The sequence below is a fragment of the Prauserella alba genome, from assembly GCF_024171735.1.
GTDB classification, from domain to species: domain Bacteria; phylum Actinomycetota; class Actinomycetes; order Mycobacteriales; family Pseudonocardiaceae; genus Prauserella; species Prauserella alba.
On sequence record NZ_JAMTCH010000004.1, the window covers coordinates 1,370,388 to 1,391,034 of the forward strand.

22 protein-coding genes and 1 tRNA gene are annotated in these 20,647 nt (G+C 70.9%); 8 read left to right on the forward strand and 15 right to left on the reverse strand.

Features of this window, described 5'->3' with window-relative positions; translation table 11 throughout:
• Positions 1 to 44 precede the first annotated feature (44 nt).
• The 5 genes from LY12_RS15140 to LY12_RS15160 all read right to left on the reverse strand — a co-directional run bounded on the left by LY12_RS15140 (position 45) and on the right by LY12_RS15160 (position 2,532).
• Positions 45 to 446: a DUF2267 domain-containing protein gene (locus tag LY12_RS15140; RefSeq protein ID WP_253857086.1), complete on the reverse strand. Its 402-nt coding sequence runs from the start codon at positions 444 to 446 to the stop codon at positions 45 to 47.
• A gap of 54 nt (positions 447 to 500) precedes the next feature.
• Entirely contained in the window at positions 501 to 839 is a 339-nt protein-coding gene (locus LY12_RS15145; protein ID WP_253857088.1) for a DUF8129 domain-containing protein, read from the reverse strand.
• Positions 840 to 876: 37 nt separating this feature from the next.
• The gene (locus LY12_RS15150; protein WP_253857090.1) at positions 877 to 1,191 is read right to left on the reverse strand and encodes a DUF2795 domain-containing protein; all 315 of its coding nucleotides are present in this window, start codon (positions 1,189 to 1,191) and stop codon (positions 877 to 879) included.
• Between the two features lie 129 nt (positions 1,192 to 1,320).
• Positions 1,321 to 1,542 carry a hypothetical protein gene (locus LY12_RS15155; RefSeq protein ID WP_253857092.1) on the reverse strand — a complete coding sequence of 74 codons (222 nt, stop codon included), beginning with the start codon at positions 1,540 to 1,542 and terminating at the stop codon, positions 1,321 to 1,323.
• A 123-nt stretch (positions 1,543 to 1,665) separates the two neighbouring features.
• A complete protein-coding gene (locus LY12_RS15160; protein ID WP_253857094.1) occupies positions 1,666 to 2,532 on the reverse strand; it encodes an oxidoreductase in 867 nt (288 codons plus the stop codon).
• A 172-nt stretch (positions 2,533 to 2,704) separates the two neighbouring features.
• Here LY12_RS15160 and LY12_RS15165 point away from each other — a divergent pair, with 172 nt between their 5' ends.
• Complete coding sequence (locus LY12_RS15165; RefSeq protein ID WP_253857096.1) at positions 2,705 to 3,379, forward strand: TIGR03086 family metal-binding protein; 675 nt, start codon at positions 2,705 to 2,707, stop codon at positions 3,377 to 3,379.
• Positions 3,380 to 3,457: 78 nt separating this feature from the next.
• On the opposite strand, the gene LY12_RS15170 is transcribed toward LY12_RS15165, so the two are convergent.
• Together LY12_RS15170 and LY12_RS15175 are read right to left on the reverse strand one after the other, a co-directional pair.
• Entirely contained in the window at positions 3,458 to 4,036 is a 579-nt protein-coding gene (locus LY12_RS15170; protein WP_253857098.1) for a potassium channel family protein, read from the reverse strand.
• Between the two features lie 161 nt (positions 4,037 to 4,197).
• Complete coding sequence (locus LY12_RS15175) at positions 4,198 to 4,758, reverse strand: nuclear transport factor 2 family protein (protein ID WP_253857100.1); 561 nt, start codon at positions 4,756 to 4,758, stop codon at positions 4,198 to 4,200.
• Positions 4,759 to 5,322: 564 nt separating this feature from the next.
• Between LY12_RS15175 and LY12_RS15180 the strand changes: the two genes are divergently transcribed.
• From LY12_RS15180 to LY12_RS15200, 5 genes are all read left to right on the forward strand, one after another.
• Entirely contained in the window at positions 5,323 to 5,583 is a 261-nt protein-coding gene (locus tag LY12_RS15180) for a hypothetical protein (protein WP_253857102.1), read from the forward strand.
• 22 nt (positions 5,584 to 5,605) lie between these two features.
• Entirely contained in the window at positions 5,606 to 5,869 is a 264-nt protein-coding gene (locus tag LY12_RS15185) for a hypothetical protein (RefSeq protein WP_253857103.1), read from the forward strand.
• 7 nt (positions 5,870 to 5,876) lie between these two features.
• Entirely contained in the window at positions 5,877 to 8,609 is a 2,733-nt protein-coding gene (locus LY12_RS15190; RefSeq protein ID WP_253857105.1) for an FtsK/SpoIIIE domain-containing protein, read from the forward strand.
• Positions 8,602 to 9,021: a hypothetical protein gene (locus LY12_RS15195; RefSeq protein ID WP_253857106.1), complete on the forward strand. Its 420-nt coding sequence runs from the start codon at positions 8,602 to 8,604 to the stop codon at positions 9,019 to 9,021. The genes LY12_RS15190 and LY12_RS15195 overlap by 8 nt, the downstream gene beginning before the upstream one ends.
• Positions 9,022 to 9,447: 426 nt before the next feature.
• Positions 9,448 to 10,059: a dihydrofolate reductase family protein gene (locus tag LY12_RS15200; RefSeq protein ID WP_253857108.1), complete on the forward strand. Its 612-nt coding sequence runs from the start codon at positions 9,448 to 9,450 to the stop codon at positions 10,057 to 10,059.
• Positions 10,060 to 10,425: 366 nt separating this feature from the next.
• Here the strand turns inward: LY12_RS15200 and LY12_RS15205 are convergent, their stop codons facing one another.
• The 5 genes from LY12_RS15205 to LY12_RS15225 all read right to left on the reverse strand — a co-directional run bounded on the left by LY12_RS15205 (position 10,426) and on the right by LY12_RS15225 (position 14,232).
• The gene (locus tag LY12_RS15205; protein WP_253857110.1) at positions 10,426 to 12,330 is read right to left on the reverse strand and encodes a DUF8508 domain-containing protein; all 1,905 of its coding nucleotides are present in this window, start codon (positions 12,328 to 12,330) and stop codon (positions 10,426 to 10,428) included.
• Between the two features lie 101 nt (positions 12,331 to 12,431).
• Complete coding sequence (locus LY12_RS15210; protein WP_253857112.1) at positions 12,432 to 12,902, reverse strand: limonene-1,2-epoxide hydrolase family protein; 471 nt, start codon at positions 12,900 to 12,902, stop codon at positions 12,432 to 12,434.
• Positions 12,903 to 13,110: 208 nt separating this feature from the next.
• Positions 13,111 to 13,195 (reverse strand) — tRNA-Ser (locus LY12_RS15215).
• Positions 13,196 to 13,255: 60 nt separating this feature from the next.
• A complete protein-coding gene (locus LY12_RS15220) occupies positions 13,256 to 13,753 on the reverse strand; it encodes a nucleoside deaminase (RefSeq protein WP_372493514.1) in 498 nt (165 codons plus the stop codon).
• A complete protein-coding gene (locus LY12_RS15225) occupies positions 13,750 to 14,232 on the reverse strand; it encodes a tRNA adenosine deaminase-associated protein (protein ID WP_183782087.1) in 483 nt (160 codons plus the stop codon). Before LY12_RS15225 ends, LY12_RS15220 begins: the two co-directional genes overlap by 4 nt.
• Before the next feature lie 118 nt (positions 14,233 to 14,350).
• Between LY12_RS15225 and LY12_RS15230 the strand changes: the two genes are divergently transcribed.
• Together LY12_RS15230 and LY12_RS15235 are read left to right on the forward strand one after the other, a co-directional pair.
• Positions 14,351 to 15,580 carry a M20 metallopeptidase family protein gene (locus LY12_RS15230; RefSeq protein ID WP_253857114.1) on the forward strand — a complete coding sequence of 410 codons (1,230 nt, stop codon included), beginning with the start codon at positions 14,351 to 14,353 and terminating at the stop codon, positions 15,578 to 15,580.
• 254 nt (positions 15,581 to 15,834) lie between these two features.
• On the forward strand, positions 15,835 to 16,824 hold the full coding sequence (locus tag LY12_RS15235; protein WP_253857116.1) for a prephenate dehydrogenase: 990 nt from the start codon (positions 15,835 to 15,837) through the stop codon (positions 16,822 to 16,824).
• Between the two features lie 223 nt (positions 16,825 to 17,047).
• On the opposite strand, the gene LY12_RS15240 is transcribed toward LY12_RS15235, so the two are convergent.
• From LY12_RS15240 to LY12_RS15250, 3 genes are all read right to left on the reverse strand, one after another.
• Positions 17,048 to 17,299, reverse strand: coding sequence for an antitoxin (locus LY12_RS15240; protein WP_253857118.1), 252 nt, complete (start codon positions 17,297 to 17,299; stop codon positions 17,048 to 17,050).
• 313 nt (positions 17,300 to 17,612) lie between these two features.
• Entirely contained in the window at positions 17,613 to 19,571 is a 1,959-nt protein-coding gene (locus LY12_RS15245; protein ID WP_253857120.1) for an FUSC family protein, read from the reverse strand.
• Positions 19,572 to 20,054: 483 nt separating this feature from the next.
• Positions 20,055 to 20,570 carry a GbsR/MarR family transcriptional regulator gene (locus LY12_RS15250; protein WP_253857122.1) on the reverse strand — a complete coding sequence of 172 codons (516 nt, stop codon included), beginning with the start codon at positions 20,568 to 20,570 and terminating at the stop codon, positions 20,055 to 20,057.
• Positions 20,571 to 20,647 lie beyond the last annotated feature (77 nt).

Genomic DNA, 20,647 nt, shown 5'->3' on the forward strand with positions numbered 1-20,647 from the left:
CGGCGTGCGCGAGGGCCGCCGCAGCGAGCCGCTCGCGCGGGCCGTCATTCCAGCAACGCCGACAGCTCGCGGGGGAGCTGGGCGATCGTGTCGTCGACCTGTTCGGCGGGCACCCACGAACGCAGCACGGACAGCACCGCGGAGGCCTGGCGCTCCATGCTTTCCATGTCGACCGTGTGGGTCTCGCCGCCGATCTTGTTCAGGAAGTTCGTCTTGTCGAACCGCTCGGCGTGTCCGCTCTTGTCACCGAGTTCGGCTTCCAGTACGTCCGGCAGCCATTGCGCCAGCTGCTTGGCCTGCCCTCCGGAAACGGACGTGCCCAGGGCCCGCACGGTCGCGCGGCACAGCTGATGGGCCTCGTCGTACGACTCCAGCCCTGCGCGCTGCTGCACCGCACGAACGAATTCTTCCAGCTCGGTACTGTCCTGGTGGGGAACGTCGGTCATCACTGGTTCCTCCCTTCTCACCCGTGGGCAGCGGCACGTTCCGACCCGGGGGGGTCACGGCCGGTCGCGGTCGGGAGTCTGACCCGCGACACCGTGCCGGAGCGGAGCGCCAGGACCGGCCGCACTGTCACGCGAGACGGGTGAGCCGTGCGGGGTGTCCGCCGGCTTTCCGGTCCCGTCCCATTGGTCGCCGCCGGACGGCTCGGCGCCCTCGGCGAGCTGCTGTTGCCGGGTCCGCAACAGCTCCAGCACGGGCGTGCGGTTGCCGTGCTGCTGTTCGTGTTCGATCAGGGTCTCGATGTCGTCGGACGACAGGGCGCGAATCTGGTGCTGCAGTTTCGCGATCGGCAACTCGTCGTAGTCGGGAAGAGGCAGGACGTTGTCGGACGTCATGGTGTGCACCTCGCGGGACGTGGAACGGTCGATGTGGTCAGCTTCCCCGGTTCTCGCCGAGTTCCTCGACGATCGGGTTCGACGGCACCTCGGTTTCGTGTTCGGCCAGCGACGACTCGTTGTTGTGGCGGGCCTGCTGCGCCTTGTCCGAGTCGGACCGGCTTTCCTCCAGTGACACCGACTGGATGACCTCACCGATGTTGTCGTATTCGGCAGGCGGCATCGCACGCAGCGCCTGGGCCACGTCCGTCTGGCCGCTGTCGGCCTCTACATGGGACACCAACGTCTCTTTGCTGGCAGGAAAGTCGACCGAGGACAGCGCCGCCTTCAACGATTCGCGGTCCGTGCTCATCGATTGCCCCTTTCCGTTCCGGCCGAGCCGGGAACGCCTTCCGGCGACGCCCCGGCCGGGACGACATCACGATCGGTGCTGACTAACGGGGGAGAGACCGTCGAGCTCACGGTGACGGGGACGCAACCCCTACTCCGCCGGCACGACGGGGGCGACCCATCCGTCGTCGACCTTGGCCCAGTCGGCGCTGCGGCTGAAACCGGCTGCGAGCAGTTCGCCGTCGATGTCGTGCTGGTTGTCGCCGCCCTGTGGCAGTTCGAGTTCGGTCACCGGGACACCACGGTCGTCCCGCACCGTGATCGCGGACGCGTGGTCCGTGTCCGCTGCGCGATAATGCGCCGTTCTCGCCACGATGTCTCCCTTCTCGGTGGCCCTACCCGCTTCGCCGAGTCGGCAAACCCGCCGCGCGGCCGAGGGTCACCGCGGCAGGTTCGAACCTCCTCCCCGAGCAGGGACGCAACCGGGCATCCTCGCTCAGGCGCCGCCCTCGAGCTCCGCCATGTCGGCCTCGCTCAGGGCGACGTCGGCGATCCGCATGTTCTCCTCCAGGTGCGCCACGCGTGACGTGCCGGGGATCAGCAGCACGTTGTCCCGGCGAGCGAGCAGCCAGGCCAGGCCGACCTGCGCGCGCGACGCGCCGGCACGCTCGGCCACCGCCCTGACCGCGGCGTTGTCGGTGACCTTCGGCATGCCCGGGAACGCCGAACCGAGCGGGAAGTAGGGCACGTAGGCGATGTTCGCGCCGTGACACAGGTCCAGCACGTCGGCGTCGGCCCTGTCGACGAGGCTGAACGCGTTCTGCACGCAGACGATGCCCGCCTGCTCGATGGCCTGCTGCACCTGGGCGTACGTGGCCGTCGAGATGCCGATCCCCGCGATCTTGCCCTCCGCACGCATCGCGACCATCTCCGCGAGCTGGTCCTCCAGGGGAATCAGCTGGTCCGCCGCCAGCTCGTGCTCGTCCATCCGGCGCAGGTTCACGACTTCGAGCCGGTCGACACCGAGGCTGCGCAGGTTCGCCTCGACGGCGGCCCGCAACTGCCCTGGGCGCTGCGCGGCGACGAATCCGCCCTGCTCGTCGCGGAGCGCGCCGACCTTGGACGCCAGCACGAGGCCCTCGGGATACGGGTGCAGCGCCTCGCGGATCAGCTCGTTCGCGACGTCCGGTCCGTAGAACTGCGCGGTGTCGATGTGGTCGACACCGAGTTCGACGGCCCGGCGCAGCACGGCGACGGCCTCGTCGTGGTCACGCGGTGGTCCCATGACGCCGGGACCGGGAAGCTGCATCGCACCGAACCCGATGCGGTGCACGGGAAACTGGCCGAGAGGGTACGTATCCATGGTCGCGACGCTATCCGCGTCCCGTACCCGCCACAAACCGCGTTCAACTGGTGGTAGGCGTGCGCGACGCGGCATGCGCGACACTGCGAACGATCGCATGTCCTGCCCTCAGGCCCGCGTGTCCTGCACTCGGCACCGCGTGTCCTGCACTCGAACCGCGAAGGAGGCCGTCGTGGCCCGGAGTCAAGCCGACCACTCCCTTGCGCATGTCCTGCGTTCGGCACCGCGTGTTCCGCATTCGGACACCCGGGAGTTGCGGCAACGCCTGCAGGACTACGCCGACGCCCGCGGTTGGGTCGTGTCGCTCATGTCCGGCACCGATGCCGAACAGCTCGCCGGTCCGACGCCCTGCGCCGAGCTCGACGTCCGCACGCTGATGGCACACCTGATCGGCACCGCCCACCGCGGTCTCGGCACCGCCCTCGGCACGCCGGCCCGGGACATTCCGTTCGCGGTCACCGACGTTCCCGACGCCGACCTCGCGACGACCTACGCGCGGTTGTCGGACGAGATCGCCGCAGCGTGGGCGACGCTTGAGCCGGACGAGGAGGTGCGCGCACCGTGGGGTGCGTGCACGGCCTCCGCCGCGGCGGGCGGGTTCACCGTCGAGACCGTGACACACGGCTGGGACCTGGCCGTCGCGACCGGCAGGCCGACGGCGTTCGCCGACCCCGTCGCGGAACGCTGCCTCGGCCTCGGCGCCCCGATCGTGCCCCGACGTCTGCGCGGGGTGATGTACGACGAGCCCATCACCCCAGCCGAGGAGGCCACCCCGATCGAACGCCTCGCCGCTCTCCTCGGCCGCAGGCCCGCGATTCGAGCCACGACCCGACACGGCACGCGCTGACAGGGCCGCAGCTCGGTGTGGCGGGTGGAGCGCACCCGCCGACGGCGCCCGAACGTCGAGGACACGCCCGCAGCTCGGTCACCGCGTGCGGTCGGCCCGCCCGGCCTGCGACGCCTGCGACTCCTCGTCCGCGCGGCGCTGCGCAGCCCGTACCGCCCCGACGACGGCCCGCGCGGCGACGCCCACGACGACGAGCCCCACCGCCATCTGGATCATCGTCAGTATCCGGGCACCCTCGGTTTCCGGGACGATGTCGCCGAAGCCGACCGTGGCGAACACCGTGAGTGTGAAGTACAGCGCATCGGTGCGGCCCAGATCCTCGCTGAAGCTTCCCGGTTGCGCACGGTCCAGCCCGGCGTAGGCGGAGGCGAAGAGCACGACCAACAGCGGAACGCCGACGGCGATCAGCTGCGTGGCTTTCAGTCTCGGCGTGTCCGAGACCGCGATGACCCGGAGCTGCCAGGTGACCGCCACCCCGAACCCCACCAGGGCGATGCCGAACCGCAGCCACGGACCGGTTTCGAACGGTCGGTCCAGTGGCAGGAGGTAGTAGACGGTGATCACGAGCCCTGCGCTGAGCAGTGTCCGCAGCAGCACCCCGGCCACGATGCGTCTTCGCTCACCGGTGGACAGCTCCTCGAATCGCCGTCGTCCCACGGTCCGACCTCCGCGCCGCGAACGTGCACATCACGGATACGGATACCCCGGCAGGTGCGGCCGACACGTGGGCGGGCCGCAACGGGCACGGACCCCGGAGAGCGCCACACGGCCCCCTGGATCCGCAACACGGGCCCCTGAGGGCGCAACACGCGGGTCGGTCAGGGGAGGTAGTCCTTCAGCCAGGTGGGCGGGCGGCCCTTGGTGAGCAGTTCCGGCCAGTCCCCGGGCCGCTCGTCGCCGTAGGCGCGCACACGCAACTCCTTGCCGAGCACGTTCGCGTACTCGGTGACCTCGGTGTAGTACATGTACGACATGAGCCGGTCGGCGAACCGCCAGCCGGTCGAGGTGCGCCGGTACACGTCCTGGTACCGGAGCGCGACCACCATGGCCTTGCCGTCACGGACGACCTCGGCGTGACTGGCGAGCTGGCCGTGAGCGACGTCCGGGTCGTTGTCGTCGAAACGCACCACGTGGCCGTGCGTGAAGTGGTTCGTCGGGCCGAGGGCCTTGAACCGTCCGAGGTAGGTCGTCACGATCTCATCGATGCCGTTCGCGGCGAACACTCCGTCGGCCGACCGCAACGTCCCGCCCTCGCAGAAGAGCTTGCGAATGCCGTCCTCGTCGCGTTCGTCCATGATGTAGCCGTAGAGCACGGCCAGGTCCTGGATCGCGGTCCTGTCCTCGATCCGCTGGATGCGCTGTTCGAGCGTTTCCGTCATCGCCTGCCTCCCGAAGCCGCCGCGCGCCCGGCGCGGTTTCCGAACACGAGCGCGGGACCGAGTGTGCCGCCCGCCCCCGCCGTCCACCATTCCGGTGGGCCCTGCCATGGCGTTTCCCGCGGCGAAGAGCGGTGCGACCGACTCTCCATCCACAGTGCACACCGATCCGTCCACATCGTCCTGTGGACCGCCTGAGACGGCCGAGGGTGCTGATGCGGAGCGCCACGTCGTCGTGCGGACCGTCCGGCGGTAGCTCCGGCCTCGACCACCGACAGGGCCGCGGCCGGCCCCGCGGCCCCGGTGCCCCGCACCACGGCGTCGAACTCGCCCATGGGTTCTCCCATCAATCAAGGATAACCATGCTAAGTGATTTCACGATTGAGTCAACGGAGTGAACGCGACCCGTCCCGCGGTTCGCACGTCGCGCGTGCACGCGAAGGAGATTCGCAAGAGCTGACGAACACTCAGCGTCATCGGATTCGACCGACCTCCACACTCCTGCCGAGGTGTGGTCACGCTAAGTTGGTGTGCGACACACACCGAACATGTCTAGGAGCCCGCCCCATGGCCGGAGTGGAAGAGATCCGCGCGGGGATCGCCGCCGCGAACGAGAAGGCTTCCGCCAGCATCGCCGCACTTCAACAGGCCGCGCAGACCCTGGAGGAGGCGCAGCAGACCCTCGCGATGGCGACCGAGGGCAGTGCGCAGGAGGACGTCAGCCAGGCACACGGACTCATGGCCGAGGCGATCCAGGGCATCACGGGCACGCAGAGCACCATCCAGGCGTGCATCTCGTCGGCCGAAGGCTACGCGGCCCGCCTCTGAGCGGGCCGCACCACAGCACGCGATGTCACTACACGAACTCCGCGCCTCGCTGGGCCTCGTCCGATCCGGCGTCACCGACACCGCCGCACAGGCCGCGCACGCCAGAGAACTGCTCGAGGAGTACCGGAAAGCGCTACTGAGCGTGCAGAGCGGCACGGGCTCGGCTGCGTCGGGTGAACCGTGGCTACCGCCGCCGCTGGCCCGCGCGTTCGACCAGGTGGACGAGCACATCGCCCAGCTGGGCAACGTCGAATCGGCCCTGAATCAATACGAAGCAAGGTTGTAACAGGCGAATGGGCAGGAAGAAGAGCGAGCAGCGCGCTCGGGTCGTGACCGCTCTCGACCAGCTCCGCCACCAGATCGGCCTCGCACTCGGTGCCGCGCGCAACGCCCGCGCGGCCGCCGAGCAGGAACTCGCCCGGCGCAGACTCGAACAGGAGGTCGTGCGCGTCGGGCTGGAGCGGGCGGCCGCCGACCCGGAACTCGCCGCGCGCATGACCACGCCGGCCATGGCGGGTGTCGTGGAGCAGCTCGCGACGGTCCGGGACCGGTTCTACGCCGAGTGGGCCGACGGCCCCCGGCGGCTCCGCGAGCTGGTCACCACGGCCGCACCCGGGCCTGCGGGGGCGCCACCCGGCGAATGGCTCGGCCGCGTCGGCGCCGATCCCGGCCTGTCCTCCCCGGAGCTGTGGCGGATCGGCGAATCCACAGTGGACGTCGGGGGCAGGCAGACGTTCGACGTCGCCGTGCCGCTGCTCGACGCCTCCCACCTGTCGATCACGTCGGCGCCGAACACCCGGCCCACCGTGGACGCGCTCGTCGAATCGCTGCTGATGCGCGTGCTGTCGGCGTTCGAACCGGGCGGGGTGAAGATCCACCTGTGGGACATCGGACAGCTGACCGGTGTGCTGCCGAACTTCTACGCGCTCACTCGCACGAGCGCCGTCACGGTGCACGATCCGACCCGGCTGGTCGATCTGCTCGACGACTTCGCGGGCCACATCCGCCGCATCCACGGCGTCGCGATGCAGGCGGGACACGTGTCGTTGCGGGCCATGCGGTCGGCGACCGGCAAACGCCTCGAACCGTGGCGGATCGGCGTGCTCTACGGCAACGGTGAGGATCTGCAGCCGGAGCAGATCCGCGACATCAAGCGGGTCGCCAGCGGGGCGCTCGAAGCCGGCATGGCGCTGATCCTCGTGGACGTGCCGACGATGCTCGACGGTGCCGTGGAGAACGTCCACGTGACGGCCGACCGCACCGCGGTGACGAGCATGAACGGCCCCGACCTGGCGGTCCGGCTCGACCCGCCGCTGCCCGCGAGCCAGGTGACGGCCGCCGCAGGCAGGCTCGCCGAGGCGCTCGTCGCCAAGCAGGGCGGCCCGCGCACGTTCGAGGATCTGCTTCCGACCGAGTTCGGCACCGAGTCGTCGGCGGTCGAGCTGCGCGCCCCGGTCGGCTTCCACGAGGGTGAGCCGGTCGACGTCGTCATCGGAGACGCCACACCGCACGCGCTGATCGGCGGCCCGAGCGGTTCCGGAAAGACGAACTTCCTGTACGCGCTGCTGGGGTCGTTGTGTGCGCGGTACTCGCCGGACGAGCTGTCGCTGTACCTGTTGGACTTCAAGGAAGGTGTGTCGTTCGCGGGGCTGGCGCCCGGCCGCAAGGAGGAGAGCTGGCTGCCGCACGCGCGGCTGGTCGGGGTGAACGTCAACACCGACCGCGAGTTCGGCCTGGCACTGCTGCGGTTCCTCACCGACGAGCTGCGCCGCCGTTCGGCCGCCGCGAAGGAGCACGAGGTCACGACCCTGTCGGAGCTGCGGCAGCAGGATCCCGGCGGGCATTGGCCGCGGATCGTGGCGGTCGTCGACGAGTTCCAGTACCTGTTCGGCGAGCGCGATTCGGTGACGGCGCTGGCCACGGCGCTGCTCGAGGACGTCGCGCGCCGTGGGCGGTCGCAGGGCATCCACCTGATCCTGGCCAGCCAGGACATCGCCGGTATCGAGGCGTTCTGGGGCAAGCCCGCGGTGTTCGAGCAGTGCACGCTGCGGATCGCGATGCCCAAGGCACGGCGCGTGCTCGCCGAGGGCAATCAGGCGGCGGTGGCCGCACCGCGCTGGCACGCGGTGGTCAACCACGACTCGGGAATCGGTCACGGTAACGGCCTCGCCCACGTCCCCGACGCGAGTTCCGGCGGCGTTTTCCCTGCACTGCAACGACAGCTGTGGCAGCGCTACGGTGCGACGAGCGTCCCGCGACTCTTCGACGGCGCCCACGCACCCGTGCTCACCGAGTCGACCGCCTACACGGCATTGTCGCGTTCGGACCGGCCACAGGCGATCGTCGGCCAGTCGATCGACGTCGCCGACACCGCGCATTCCGTCGAACTGTCGGCCGCACCGGGTCGAAATCTCGCGGTACTCGGCACCGGACAGCGCGACGCGGTGTCCATTCTGGATTCTGCGGTGCGGTCGACGGCTCGGCAGTGCGCTCCCGGGGATGTCGAGTTCGCGCTGGCGTGCCTGGTCGAGCGATGCACACCCGCGGTGACGGATCTTGCCGAGGAACTGTCCTCAGGCGGGCACAAGGCCGAGGTCGTCACCACGGACACGCTCACCGATCTCGTGTCCGTATGGGCCGGGCAGGAGTCGTCCGAGCGGCGGATCCTGGTGGCTTACGGCGTCGACGCGGCACTGCCGACGTTGGAGGCGAAGGAGCCCGGCAAGTCCAGCGGCCTCGACCACCTGCGGGCGTTGCTCAAACACGGCCCGGCCCGCGGGGTGCACGTGCTCGGCTGGTGGCGCAGCGTGGCGCGGCTCAAGGACACACTGGGGTTCGGCGGCACCGACGACATCGGCGCGTGGGCAGCGCTGGACGTGCAGGGCAACGAACTGTCGACGTTGGCGGCCGGGCAGGTCGTGCACTGGTCGCCCCGGCCGGACCGTGCGCTGTTCTTCGACCGGACGACGCTGTCGGCCCCGGAGATCGTCGTCCCGTTCCGGCGTGAGGAGGACACGGATGACTGACGCCCAAGGCGCGGGCGGTGCCGGTACTGCCGGCGGTGCTGGTTCCGTTGGCGGTTCGACGTCGGCGGCGGCGCGGTACAAGGAGATCATCGGGCTGGCGCGCACGGCGGCCGAGGAGCTGCGCGCGTGGGAGCAGGCGCGAGAGCGGCAGCTGTACGCCGAGATCCAGGCGGCGGAGGAGAGCGTGACGGCGGCGGCCGAGGCCGAGGAGGCGATGGCCGACCGCGCTCGCCGGTGGTGGTCGATGGCGCGGGACAACGTGGCACGGCTGTCGTGGCTCGACGTGGGCACCGACCCGGAGCCGGTGCCGACCGCGCGGGGCGAACAGGCCGCCCGCTACGCCGACGACATCCGCCCCGCCTACCACGAACTCACCCAGTCGGTCCTGAAGCTGAGCTGGCGAGCCCGCTGAAACCGGACACGGGCACGACGACCCGCGAGCACCCCGGCCGGCGCCTGTCCGACAACCGCGACTACGTCCGGTACTGGTTCGCGAAGCTGCTGTCGGCACACAGGCCGGGCACGACACCGATTCGGCCGGGAACAAGACCCCCGGCTGGGTACTGCACCAGTCGGACTTCCACCTGCGCGGCACCGAGGCGTCACCCCACAACGAGCCCCCGAGAACGCAATGCAGGCCCCGGAAAGCGCAACACTGGCCCCCGCGGGTGCAACACGGCGGCTGGCAGGTGCGGCGCCGGGGTTGGAGAATGCGACACAGCAGGCCGACAGCGTCGGGGCCTGCTGCGTTGGTCGGCAGCGTTGGTCGGCTGCGTTGGTCGGCAGCTTCGGGGTCGGCGCCATCGGGTCGGGCAGGAGTGCGCGGGAAGGGACGGCGATGGGCAAGATCGTGCTCTACATGTGGATGTCCCTCGACGGTTTCATCACGGGGCCGGGCGACGGCCCCGGCCGCGGCCTCGGGATCGGCGGCGAGCGGCTGCACCGGACTCTCTCCCTCGACGACGGCGATCCGAGCACCGCCCGTTCCACCGACGAGGTCGGCAGCCGAATCCTGGCCGAGGCGAACGCCACCGGCGCAGTCCTCACCGGCAGGCGCACCTTCGACCACGCGGACCACTGGAACGGCGACCACCACGACGGCGTCCCCATCTTCGTGCTCACCCGATCCGCCCCCGAACAGCCCGCGTCAGGCCACGCCCGCTACGTCACCGACGTCCACGAAGCAGCAGCGCAGGCCAAACAGGCCGCAGGCGACCGCGATGTGCTGCTGCACGGCGCGTCCGCCGCCCGCGCGTTCCTCGACGCCGGCGAGCTCGACGAGCTGTCCCTGCAGATCATGCCCGTACTGCTCGGGCAGGGCCGTCGGCTGTTCGACGACATGCCGGCCGAACACGTCGAACTCGAACTGATCCGCACCCTCGACAGCCCCGAGATGCTGCACACCCGCTACCGGGTCGGCCCGGCAGAGCGGCACCGGAACCCGGCGTAGCGCGTCAACGCGTGCTCGATCGCCCGGCGGCCCCTTCCCTGCCGGGCCCCCGAGCCACACCCGTTGACCGCCGTACGCCCATCGAACTCGGCCGCACGCCAGCGCGTCGATGAGGGGTGGCGGCCGGGCGACCGCTGGGCGCAGCCGCACGCCAGCGCGTCGATGAGGGGTGGCGGCCGGGCGACGGGTGGGCGCAACGTCCTGAGCGCAGAACACGACGTCCCGAATGCAGTACACGCGCCCCGGAAGCTGCAACACGCGCGCCCCGGAAGCTGCAACACGGTCAGGCACGACGACGGCCGGCCGCCCCGCGGAGGGCGACCGGCCGGGTCACAAGCCTTGCGGCGCCGCCACGCCGCAGGACGCTCACCTGCCGAAGCGCGACCAGAACCAGTCCCAGTAGTCGAGGAAGTGGCCCGCCGACGGCGTGAACCGGACGATCTGCGGGTCGTGGTCACTCGCCTGCTCTGCGAACTCGGCGTTGATGTGCACCACGTCGTAGTCGACGCGGCGCAGCGAGTCCGACACGAGGATGTGGTCCAGCACCTGCGAGTTGCCCTCGTAGACGTAGCTGTACTGCTCGCCGGGCGGCAGCGTGTCGATCAGCGACGTCAACGCGCCGCCCTCGGTGAGCGTGCCCAGTGTCTCGGAGAACTGGAAGTCGTTCAGATCCCCGGCGACGACCACGTTGGCGTTCGGCTGCACCCGCTGCACGTCGTCGACGAAGCCCCGCACGACCTCGGCCTGTTTGTGACGCTGTTCCTCGGACGAGCGCGTCGGCGGCTGGAACCGGCCGTGGGTCGGCTCGTCGCCGCCCTTCGACGCGAAGTGGTTGGCCACGACGAACACCGTCCGCCCGCGGAACTCGAACTCTCCGACGAGCGGCTTGCGACTGTCGTCCCACGCCTCGTGCTGCGGGTCGATCCGGCCCGGCGACACGGACAGTTTCGCCGTGCCGCGCCGCGTCTTCTCCACGTCCACCGCAGTCGTCGCGTCGCCGCCCTCACGGTCCACGAACGACACCCGCTCCGGGTTGAACAGGAATCCCACGCGGATGTTGCCGCCCGGCTGGCCACCGTCGGTCAGGTCCTGCGGGTCGATCTGCCGGTATTCGTACGTCGGACCGCCGGCCGCCTCGATCGCCTCGACGAACCTGTCGAGGGTCTCATCGGCCGCCACGACGCCGTCCCCGTTGCCGTCGGCGCCGTTGTTGTCCTGGATCTCCTCCAGCGTCACGATGTCCGGAGACCGCAGCCGGTCCACGATCCCACCGGCGAGGTCGTCGAACTTGGCCTGCTCGTCGACGCCGGACAGGTTCTCCACGTTGTACGTCGCGACCGACAGCTCGCTCGGGTGCTGCTTGCGCGTCGTCTCGCGTTCGAGCCCGCCGCTCTCGACCTCGCCCAGCTCGGTGGCCTGCAACGTGTACCCGCCGAACCGGTCGTACTCGAGCGGCCCCGCGGTCGTGCCGGTGAGCGTGTCACCGACGTTCGCCGTCGGGAACGGGCGCTCGGAGAACGGGATCAGCGACTCGATCTTCAGCCTGCCCGTGTTGCCCTCGTCGTAGCCGCCGTATACGACCCCGCCGCGCGGCGTGCGGTTCTGCCCTGGCTTGGTCGTCACGTACAGCTCGTTGTAGTCCGTGCTGCGGCTGACCAACGGGGCGTCGGCGACGGAGATGCGCTCGCCCTCGTGAGACTCCCAGAAGTCCAGCGCGTACTTGTCGGGCCGGAGTTCCAGCTCGTCGAGGTTTCCCTCCTCCGGCGCGAGCGTCTCCGGCACGGTGTCCGGGGTCAGCTCGACCGCCTCCGGCAGTTCGTTGCCCGACGAGTCGACCGTCCACTCCGCACCGGTCAGCTGCGTCGACGACTGGTAGGCCGAATCCTGCCCCTGTGGCCGGTACTCGCCCACCTCGCCGGTCACGGACACCTCGTCGCCGACGGCCACGTCCGGCGTCTCGTCGCCGTTGTAGACGAACAGCGCCTCGCTGGTGCGCGGGTCGTCGTCCGGCCGCGGGTCCTGCACCCAGAAGCCGCGAACACTGCCGAACTGGCGTTTCGCGGTCACGACGCCCGGCACGGTGACGGTCTCGCCGTCCATCGGGGAGAGCCGGCCGGTGCCCTGCACGTCATGGATGCGCGTGTCGTCGGCGGCCTGCGGGGTCGACTGGGGCTCTGCGCTGGCTGGAGTGCCGAGCGCGAGCGAACCGGCCACCGCTGTCGCGGAGAGTGCCGAGACGACCCGCGTCGCACGTCTGGAGAATGCGGTCACGGCACGCATCTTTACCCATTCGGGTTATTCCCGAAAGGAGAATGGCCAATGTGGAGGGGTCCGTTCGTCGGTTGTTCATCCGCGCGAGGCGCTGGTGACGATCACCGCTGGGCTGAACGTCCCGACCTGGTTCGGACCGCCTTCGCCAGCGCGCGCACCCCGCCGCGCGCACTCGCCGCGAGCACGGTGGTCCAGTCGAAATAGTCCCGCCACAGCACGATCTCGCCATCGGAGACCTCGAACGTGCCGCACACCCAGAACTCGGCCCGCCACGGGCCGGCGGCGAGCACGTCGGTGCGTTCGGTGAGCACGACCGGCCCGTCGGCGGCGATGCGGTGCACGCGCGCCTCGAACCCGCTGCCGTAGCGCGCCAGGAACCGCATCTGCTTCTCGAACGCCGCCTTGCCACGCGCGGGCGGCAGCGGCACGTTCTGGTACACGATGTCGTCGGCCGCATAGCCGAGCGCAGCGTCGATGTCGAGCCGTTCCAGGGCCGACAGGAACGCGCGGACGACGGCTGCGGGGTCGGTGGACCGGGCCGCTTCGGCCTCGGCGGCGGGCTGGTCGGACATCGACGTCTCCTCGGCTCGCGTACGGATCCCAGACGTTACTCCGCAGTAGCAATCACGGGAAGACACGGGAAGCCGATGCTCGTCACGATCACCCGTGCGGACCGTGGGAACACCGGTCGACCAAGGGGAAGGCGGGACCGCTCATGGACGCCGACCGAACGCAAAACGGGGCGGGTACTCGCAATGAGTACCCGCCCCGTTTCAAGCGCGGTAGCGGTGGGATTCGAACCCACGGAGGCTCTCACCTCACGCGATTTCGAGTCGCGCTCCTTAGGCCGCTCGGACACGCTACCGCTAAATAGGTTACGGCAAGGCCGACCGCCGATGACACGGGGGTGGGTCTCCCACGCGGCTCAACCGGCGTCGCCCCGATGCGCTGCGAAGAACTCGTCGAGCAGCGCCGAGCACTCGGTTTCGAGCACTCCGCCGATCACCTCGGGGCGGTGGTTCAACCTCCGGTCCCGGACGACGTCCCACAGCGACCCGGCCGCACCGGTGCGCGGTTCCCACGCGCCGAACACGACCCGGTCGACGCGCGCGAGCACGAGCGCACCCGCGCACATCGTGCACGGCTCGACCGTCACGGCCAGGGTGCAGCCCGTGAGCCGCCAGCCGTCCCCGTGCTCGGCCGCCGCCGCGCGCAGCGCGAGCACCTCGGCGTGCGCGGTCGGATCGCCCAGCGCCTCCCGCGCGTTGCGGGCACCCGCGAGCAACCTGCCGTCGGCGTCGAACACGGCCGCCCCGATCGGAACGTCGGCGTCCGACGGGTGGGCGTCACCGGCCCCGGAACCGCGGTGCGCGAACCGCAGCGCCTCGCGCACCGCGGACTCGTCGTCCTGCGACGGGTTCACAACTCGTCGAGAGCCTTGTTGAACTCGTCGCCGAACCCGCAGCGCTGCGCGATCATGCCCAGCTGCTCGTCCGGATACAGCTCGGTCTCGCCCGCGATCACCTCGAGCTCGGGCGCCGGCATTCCCAGATCGGCCAGCACCTCGAGGTCACCCTCGGGCCAGATCGTGTCGTCGTCCTCGTCGGGCGGTTCGGCGCGCAGCAGGTCCAGCACGTCGGCGGCGATGTCGTAGTCCAGCGCCGCGGCCGCGTCCGACACCATCAGCTGAGCGCCACTCGGCGTGGGGCGGACGATCACGAAGAACTCGTCGTCCACCGCCAGCAGCCCGAACACCGCGCCCGTCGACCGCAGTTTGCGCAGTTCGGTGATGGCAGCGTCGAGTTCGGCGAGAGCGGCCTGGTCCAGCGCGCTGCACTGCCACCGGCCGTCCTCGCGCACGACGGCCACCGCGAATCCCGTGATCGGCTCCTCCACCGGCATGGGCCTACCGTATACCCGCGTGACGTTCGGTGACGGCTCGAAAGCCTCCCGGCCTGTTCACAGGCCGATCCGAACCGGTGACCACGGCCCTCGCGCCGCTCGTGCCAGGATCGGCCGTATGACCGGACCCGAACAGCTCCCCACTCTCCCCGACCTGGTGCTCCCGCGACTACTCGACGAGGCGCGGGAGCTGCAACCGGACACCGTCGCGCTGCGCAGGCGGCTCCACGCCCACCCCGAGATCGGTCTCCAGCTGCCGAACACGCAGCAGCAGATCCTCGACGCGCTCGACGGGCTGCCGCTGGAGATCACCACCGGGAAGACGTCGACGTCGGTCACCGCCGTGCTGCGCGGCGCGAAACCCGGGCCCGCGGTGCTGCTGCGCGGCGACATGGACGCACTGCCCCTGCAGGAGGAGTCGGGCCTCGACTTCCCCTCCGAGATCGACGGCGTCATGCACGCCTGCGGGCACGACACGCACGTCGCGATGCTGGTCTCCGCGGCGCGGCTGCTGTCCCGGCACGCCGACGAGCTCGCGGGCTCGGTGGTGTTCATGTTCCAGCCCGGCGAGGAGGGTCAGCACGGCGCGCGGCACATGATCCACGAAGGGGTGCTGGACGCGGCGGGCGAGCGGGTCGAGCGGGCTTTCGGCGTGCACATCTATCCGACGTTGCCGAGCGGCCGGGTGCACACGCGCCCCGGTCCACTGATGGCGGCCGTCGACGACTTCCACGTGCGCGTCCTCGGCAAGGGCGGGCACGGCTCGGTCCCGGAGGCGGCCGTCGATCCGATCCCGGCGGCCGCGGCGCTCGTCGGCGCGCTGCACACGATGTCGAGCCGCCGGTTCGCCGCGACCGAACCCGCCGTGCTGTCGGTGACGCACCTCGATGCGGGCACGACCACGAACATCATCCCCGAGACCGCGTTCGTCGAGGGCACGATGCGCACGCTGTCCGACGCCGCGCGGGCCACGATGCGCGCCGAGGTGGAGAAGGTGTGCGAGGGCATCGCCGCGGCGTACGGCTGCCGGGTGCAGGTGGACCTCACGCCGGGGTATCCGGTGACCGCCAACGACCCGGACGAGGCGGCCCGCGTGCTGGACCTCGCGTCGACGGTTCTCGGGCCGGAGAACGCAGCGCCGCTGCCGGATCCGATCATGGGCGGTGAGGACTTCTCGTACGTACTGCAGCGCGTGCCCGGCGCGTTCGCCCTGCTCGGCGGCTGCCCACCGGACGTCGACCCGGCGGAGGCGCCCGCCAACCACTCGAACCGCGTCCGCCACCACGAGGACGCCATGACCCACGGCGTCGCGCTGCACGCCGCCTACGCCCTGTCGACGTTGCGGTGAGTGGTGTCTTCACCCTCAAGGACACCATTGCGCCCCCAAGGGCACCTTAGTGGCGTTGAACGCGCCAAAACTTCCCCTCGTACACGACGTCTCCCCGCGCGCACGGTAGTTGAACAGCGCTCTGGCACGGCCATGATCAAGGGAAGAATAGTGGCGTTGAGTGCCCCCAAAGTGCCCTTGGGGGCACTCTGTGGCACTCGAATGTTCGGTGAGGGGCGGGCGGGGAGCCACGGTCGTGTGTCAGGATCTGCACCGTGCGTGACGTGTGCGTGATCGGGCTGGGGCTCATCGGCGGGTCGGTGTTGCGGGCGGCCGCGGCCGCGGGACGCACGTGTTGGGGGGTCTCCGACTCGCAGACCGACGTCGACTCCGCCGTCGCGGACGGCTACGACGCGGCCACCGACCTCGCCCACGCGCTCGACCGCGCGGCGGAGGCGGACGCACTGGTCGTGCTCGCCGTGCCGCTCACCGCGGTCGACGAGGTCCTCCGTGCCGTCGGTGAACACGCACCGAACTGCCTGCTCACCGACGTCACGAGCGTCAAGGCCCCGGTCCGCGACGCCGTCGCCCGCCTCACGCCGCACACGCGCTACGCGGGCGGCCACCCGATGGCGGGAACCGCCGAGTCCGGTTGGAAGTCCGCGACGGCATCGCTGTTCGACGGCGCGACCTGGGTGGTCTGTGCCGAGGAGCCCGCGGGTGACGACGAGCCCGGTACGGACCTCATAGCGTGGCGGGAGGCCGCGGCGCTGGCGTTCGATGCGGGCGCGCACGTCATCGCACTGCCCGCACTCGCGCACGACGGCACGGTCGCCAGGACATCGCATCTGCCGCATCTGCTCGCCGCGGTGCTGGCGAACGTCGCGGCGGGCGGTGGCCCGCTCGCCGCGGCACTCGCGGCGGGGTCGCTGCGGGACGGCACCCGCGTCGCAGGCAGTCGCCCTGAACTGGTGCGCGCCATGACCGAGGGCAACCGCGGCGCACTGCTCCCCGTGCTCGACGAGGCGCTGGGGCTGCTCGGAGCCGCTCGCGGATCGCTGGCCTCGACGGGCGGTCTCGCCGCCACGATCGACGCGGGGCACGACGCCGTCACGACACTCACGCGACAGCAGGAGGCACCGCGCACGCCGGTCAAGCTGGACCTGCGCGCACCGGACGCGCTCGACGGGCTGTTGTCACTGGGCGAACGCGGCGGCTGGTTCACCGCGATCGACGGCGACGTACTCACCGGCGAGGTCGCCTGACCCCGCATCGACCTCGCGCCGAGGGGCGCGGTCACTGACCGGGAGCACGGCCGGTCACGCCGACCGCGCAACGGCCGGACCCGGCGCCCGGCGTCGATTCATCGGCGCGGAGTGCGCCGACGGGCCGACCTCGTCCGAGCCGGCACCGCAGCGCCGGCCTCGTTCGGCCTGGCCTCGTTCGATCCGGCGTGGTCCGGTCCGGCCTCACCGGACCGGACACGACTCACTGTCCGGTCGGACCCGACGGCCCCGGCTGCTGGCCGCCCTGGCCACCACCCTGGTCGCCCTCGTCGCCTGTCTGCTTGTGCAGCGCGTCCTTCGCCTTCTGCGTCGCGTTGTCGATCTTGTCGGCCTTGTCGCCGAACTTCGACTTGGCAAACCCGCTCGCCTTGTCCAAGCCCTGCTCGACCTTGTCACTGTTCTTGCTCAGGGCGTCCTGAGCCTTCTTCTTGATTTCGCCGAAGTTGATGCCCATGTACCCAATCCACCAGCATTGACGGCCCGAGCGCAAACGCTGGCCGGGGTGTCGCACGAAAAGACCCGAGCGTGTCATCTCCGAAAGCCGCGGACTCCGTGCTTCCGGCCCACCTCAGCCCTCGAATACGCGACAATTCGCCCGAAACGCCGACGAAACCCGCAGCAATCGGACTAACCGTATGAATCACCCGGACGGAGCGATGCGCGAGTGCCCGGCAGAGTGGCGAGCTCGTCGACGTGGTGCTCCCACGGCCGAGCCGGGGCGCCGGAACGAACCGCGGCGGCACGCCCCGAAACGCCGCGGGGCCGCCTCACCGGCGCCGGAACCGGAATCGCGGCCGCATCGGATCCGGGCCACCGGCGGCGTCGAACGCGGCTGACAGCTGATCCGCCACGCCCGCGAGCTGCTCGGTCGCAGGCAACTCGACGTCGCCTGGATCGCGCGCCTCGCGCACGGCGGATGCCAGCTCGCCGAGCGCGGCCGTCATGAGGCGGACGTCGGACTCCGCAGGCCGCTCGGCGCCGTGCGAGATCGTCACGACGACGGCCGTGACGGCATCGGTGACCTGTTCGAGCGCCACGATCGCGGGCCACCACGCCGCGGCCTGCCTGCCCGCGGGCGAGGGCTCGACGACGAGTTGCTGGAACGCCGTGCGCAGGTCGGAAAGCCCGCGGTAGGCACGCCGCCTGCAGCGGGACTGCTCCGCCCGGTCCTCGCCGGGCGGTCCGAGGCTGACCTCGACGTACCGGGCGACGGTGTCGGCGACGTCCGCGAGCCGCCCGCCCACGCGCGGGCGCAGGCTGCCCGGCCACAGCAGGTAGCCGAAGACCAGTACGATGACGCAGCCCGCGGCGGTGTCGGCGAGCCGGGCGACCACGACGCCCCAGTCGCCACCGATCGTGAGGTCCATCTGCAGGATGATCAGCGGCGTCACGAACGCGCTGAGGATTCCGTAGTTGCGGACCTTGCCGATGGCCACTCCGGCGCCCATGACCGCGACGAGCAGCACCAGCACGACGCCGTGGGAATCGGCACCGAGGCCGAGGATCGCCGCCCCGATGCCCACGCCGACGATCGTACCCACACCGCGCAGCACCGCCCTGCCGAACACCGACCCGAAGTCCGGTTTGAGCACGAGCCCGACGGTGAGCGTGATCCAGTACGAGTTGTCCAGCGGCACGATCAGACGTGCCAGCTCGGCGAGCGCCACGCACAGTGTCAGCCTCGCCGCGGCCACCCACGTGAGCGGGCCCGAGGTGAGCGAGTCGACCCACTCGCCCAGCCTCCGACGCCAGGACACGGGGTCACGCCTGCGGCGTTCCCGGTCGGTGCTGATCCTCGTCAGCGCGTGGTACAGCGCCGCGGCAGGCGAATCGGCGGGCTCGCCGCGGCCGGCGGTCCGCGACTCCGGGTCGGGCGGCTCCGGCAGCGGCAGGTCGGCCAGCACTGCCGTGGCCAGGTCGGTGAAGTGAGCGATGACGTCCTTCGGCGCTCGCTGCCCCGCGTTGACCATCGCGACCGACGCCTCGACGGCGGGCGTCGTGGCCGACAGCAGGTTCAGCAGCCTGCGGTAGGTCGCGTCCCGGCCCGACAACCACGACCGCGCGGTGAGCAGCCGGTCGTAGGCGGTGTTCATCGCGGTCGTGAGCTGTGTGCGCGCGGTGAGTGACGTCGCGTCGTCGGGCGCCGAGTGCATGGCGGCCAGCTCGATGTAGACCTGGGCGACGGCGGTGCGCTCCGGCGACGTCCCGCGCACCGGCCAGCCGGACAGCGCGACGAGCAGCCCCCACACACCGCCGGTCACGACGCACAGCAACGCCACGCCGACGTCCGTGCCCGCCTCGGCCTGGCCCGTGCCGAGCGTGACGAACACCAGCAGCTGCAGCGCGGCGAACGAGGCGTTGTTGCCGCCTGCGCTGATCAGCGCCGACACGGCCGCGACGGCCACGACCGTCGGGTGCGACAGCCACGGGTCGGCGCCGGTGACGAGGCCGACCCCGAACCCGGCGATCGCGGCGAGCACCGTGCCGCCGAGCCGCCGCGCGCGGTACCGGTACGGGCCGGCCACGTCGCCCGTGACGACCGGCAGCACACCCGCCGACACCAGCGCTCCCGTCGCGGGCGCGCCGAGCAGGTAGCCGACGGCGATCGGCACGGAGAAGGTCACGGCCGCTCGCGCCGCGCCGCTCCACGGCACCGGCGCCGGGTTGGTCCGCAACAGGTGCGCGAGCCAGCGCGGCGCGGGCAGGTCGGCACGGGGCGGGCGCACGCCACCATCTTGACCCAGCACCACCTTTGCCGAGTAGCGGCCACCGGGACGAGATGATCAAGCCGACACCCGTGCGGCCGAGACGGCAGTGGCGCGAGCCGGGACGGCGGTCACGCGAGTCGCTTCACCAGGTGCGCCGGAGCCGCTTTACCGGGAGCCGGCGCCGTACGGCGGTCGGCGGTCGGACCGGTGCGGATGGCGCCGCTGCGCCGCGAGCTCCGCGGGCCATGTCCGGCACGCGCGAAGCGGTACGGCTGCCCTCCCGGCGAACCGCACCCGCCTCGCGCCCGCTGGTCCGGACCTGCACCGCGGCGCACCCGGACCGATTCCCGCACCTGTTGCGGATGGCCGACACCCCCACTGCGTGTCGCCTGACAGCCGGCCAGCCATACCCGATTACGGGGAACACTGCCTCCGACCGCCTGCACCGCCCGCTGGTTCCGTCCGGCGGACAACGGATGTCACGAACTCACGTGCCGCCGCTCACCGGTCGGCGTTCAGGGACTCCCAGCGGGCGAACAGCTTCGGGATCTCGACGACCAGGTAGTCGAGGAAATCGGCCATGTTGGACAGGCGCACCCCGGCGGGCGTGTCGGGACCGACGGCCTCCACACCCTCCCGCGTCGCGTCGCGCCACATCTCGAGCATGCGCTCGCGCTTGAGCATCGAGGCGAACCAGAAGTCGTCGAACACGCGGTAGTGATCGCGGCGCGCTCCCGGCGCCCGCTCCCTGGCGATGAGCCCGGTCTGTTCGAGGTACTTGACCGCGCCCGAGACGGCGGCGGGGCTGACCGACAGCGCCTCCGCGATCTCGGCCGCCGTCATCTCCCCGCTGTCCGATGTGGTCAGCGCGGCGAACACCCGGGCTGGCATGCGCGGGAGGCCGATGTTGTTGAGCGTCAGTCCCAGACTCTCGACGTACTTGGCGACGGCCTCCTCGTCACGGGTGTTCTCGTCACGGACACGGGCGTCCTGCTGTCCGGTTGACTCGTCGACCACGGGCACATCCTCCCTCACGTCGATCAGGGAACCACACGGCGCGCGTTCCGAAGTTCATACCGATCATCAATTTTTCG

Coding starts and splice junctions, on each gene's coding strand:
- LY12_RS15140 (WP_253857086.1), bottom strand. CDS start 446: ATGACCGACGTTCCCCACCAGGACAGTACCGAGCTGGAAGAATTCGTT.
- LY12_RS15145 (WP_253857088.1), bottom strand. CDS start 839: ATGACGTCCGACAACGTCCTGCCTCTTCCCGACTACGACGAGTTGCCG.
- LY12_RS15150 (WP_253857090.1), bottom strand. CDS start 1,191: ATGAGCACGGACCGCGAATCGTTGAAGGCGGCGCTGTCCTCGGTCGAC.
- LY12_RS15160 (WP_253857094.1), bottom strand. CDS start 2,532: ATGGATACGTACCCTCTCGGCCAGTTTCCCGTGCACCGCATCGGGTTC.
- LY12_RS15175 (WP_253857100.1), bottom strand. CDS start 4,758: ATGACGGAAACGCTCGAACAGCGCATCCAGCGGATCGAGGACAGGACC.
- LY12_RS15180 (WP_253857102.1), top strand. CDS start 5,323: ATGGCCGGAGTGGAAGAGATCCGCGCGGGGATCGCCGCCGCGAACGAG.
- LY12_RS15185 (WP_253857103.1), top strand. CDS start 5,606: ATGTCACTACACGAACTCCGCGCCTCGCTGGGCCTCGTCCGATCCGGC.
- LY12_RS15190 (WP_253857105.1), top strand. CDS start 5,877: ATGGGCAGGAAGAAGAGCGAGCAGCGCGCTCGGGTCGTGACCGCTCTC.
- LY12_RS15195 (WP_253857106.1), top strand. CDS start 8,602: ATGACTGACGCCCAAGGCGCGGGCGGTGCCGGTACTGCCGGCGGTGCT.
- LY12_RS15200 (WP_253857108.1), top strand. CDS start 9,448: ATGGGCAAGATCGTGCTCTACATGTGGATGTCCCTCGACGGTTTCATC.
- LY12_RS15210 (WP_253857112.1), bottom strand. CDS start 12,902: ATGTCCGACCAGCCCGCCGCCGAGGCCGAAGCGGCCCGGTCCACCGAC.
- LY12_RS15225 (WP_183782087.1), bottom strand. CDS start 14,232: ATGCCGGTGGAGGAGCCGATCACGGGATTCGCGGTGGCCGTCGTGCGC.
- LY12_RS15230 (WP_253857114.1), top strand. CDS start 14,351: ATGACCGGACCCGAACAGCTCCCCACTCTCCCCGACCTGGTGCTCCCG.
- LY12_RS15240 (WP_253857118.1), bottom strand. CDS start 17,299: ATGGGCATCAACTTCGGCGAAATCAAGAAGAAGGCTCAGGACGCCCTG.